1 protein-coding gene is annotated in these 1102 nt (G+C 64.4%); it reads left to right on the top strand.

Going from position 1 to position 1102, the window contains the following annotated elements:
• Positions 1 to 111 precede the first annotated feature (111 nt).
• Positions 112 to 1102, top strand: a 991-nt coding sequence (locus tag AC0HS0_RS18990) for an IS481 family transposase (RefSeq protein ID WP_472965706.1), incomplete at its 3' end; no start/stop codon positions are given.

Below are 1102 nucleotides of genomic sequence, written 5' to 3'. Positions count from 1 at the left end.
CTAGCTGTAGTGCCCAGGGACGTTGTTTGATCTGGCATCCGTGACATAGCGAGAACCTCCGGGCCAGAGTGGGAGTTGCTTAGACACTCACTCGAAGGCCAGGAGGTTCTCGTGTCTCACGGTAATGCGGCTTTGACGCCGCGCCAAAGGCTGCGTGTTGCGCGGCTGATCATCGACGACGGGTGGACGGTCGCTGCGGCGGCCGATTACTTCCGGATCTCGTGGCCGACAGCAGCGAAATGGGCGCGTCGGTATGCCGAGCTCGGCCCGGACGGGATGGTTGATCGGTCCTCGCGCCCGCATGCGCATCCGAACCGGACTCCGCAGCTGCTGGTGAAGAAGATCGTGCATCTGCGGATCAAGAAGCGCCTCGGGCCAGTGCAGATCGCCGGCCGGCTCGGGGTGCCGGCCTCGACCGTTCACGCGGTCCTGGTGCGCTGCCGCCTGAACAGGCTCACCCATGTCGATGTCAGAACCGGAGAACCGGCTCGCCGTTATGAACACGAGTATCCCGGCTCGTTGATCCATGTCGATGTGAAGAAGCTCGGCAACATCCCCGATGGGGGCGGCTGGCGATTCGTCGGTCGCATCCAAGGCGACCAGAACCGGCTGATCACCGAGCACGGCCGACGCAACAAGCGCTACCAACCGTTGATCGGTCACGCGTTCGTCCACACCGTGATCGATGATCACTCCCGGGTCGCTTACGCCGAGATTCACGACGACGAGACCGCGGCCACCGCAACCGGTGTGCTGCGTCGGGCCGTGTCCTGGTTCGCCGACCGCGGCGTCCGAGTCGAACGAGTGCTCTCGGACAACGGAGCCGCCTACAAATCGCACGCCTGGCGCGACACCTGCGCCGAGTTGGGCATCCGCGTCAAGAAGACCCGCCCCTACCGGCCACAGACCAACGGCAAAATCGAGCGCTTCCACCGCACCCTGAGCGACGGTTGGGCCTACAACCGGCACTACAACAGCGAATCAGCCCGCCGAGCCGCCCTGCCCGCCTGGCTCCATCACTACAATCAGCACCGACCCCACACCGCCATCGGCAAGCTCCCGCCCATCACTCGGCTCACAAACAACCTGCCTGGGCACTACA

This window comes from Leifsonia sp. PARNA 1/14 (assembly GCF_055720965.1).
The sequence above is the reverse complement of the archived record's forward strand: the minus strand, read 5'-3'. Positions and strand labels throughout refer to the sequence as shown.